This is a genomic window from Xenorhabdus littoralis (assembly GCF_033949345.1).
GTDB classification, from domain to species: domain Bacteria; phylum Pseudomonadota; class Gammaproteobacteria; order Enterobacterales; family Enterobacteriaceae; genus Xenorhabdus; species Xenorhabdus littoralis.
On record NZ_VCDP01000044.1, the window covers coordinates 1 to 505 of the forward strand.

Here is a 505-nt window from a genome sequence, read left to right on the forward strand (position 1 = left end):
GATTTTACGGTGATTGAGGGCGTGAGAACCTTTGAGCGCCAAAAGCAGTTAGTTGCCGAGAAGAAAAGCCGAACCCTGAACTCCCGCCATTTAACCGGTCATGCCGTTGACTTACTTCCGGTCGGTGCTGACTGGAACAATTACACCTGCTGGCTGCCCGTCTTGAAAGCGATGCGTCAAGCGGGTGAGGAACTGGGGATAAAACTGCGGTTTGGTATCACTTGGACAGGCAATCCCAACGATAAGCCGGCTAAGTTCTTGGATGCACCCCATGTTGAGATACCGACATGAAATTCAACAGCCGATACTTCACCCTCAGTGCTTTTGTTATCGTCGCTGGCCTGCTTTGGTTCTATTACAGTGAGTATCAGGACAAAGCCGAAAAATACGCTAAGTTAAAGCTACAGTATGACGAGCAGACCATTGCCATAAAAGACCAGCAAGAACGCATCCAGCACCTTGCAGAACTGGACAAGGTTCACACTCAGGAACTCGCCAATGCCAA

Annotated in this window: 2 protein-coding genes; both read left to right on the forward strand. The window is 49.5% G+C overall.

Annotated elements, in window-relative coordinates; translation table 11 throughout:
• The coding region (locus FE394_RS11870) for a M15 family metallopeptidase domain-containing protein (protein WP_319926598.1) at positions 1 to 291 on the forward strand (291 nt) is incomplete at its 5' end.
• Positions 288 to 505, forward strand: a 218-nt coding sequence (locus FE394_RS11875) for a lysis system spanin subunit (protein WP_474068168.1), incomplete at its 3' end; no start/stop codon positions are given. The genes FE394_RS11870 and FE394_RS11875, both read left to right, overlap by 4 nt.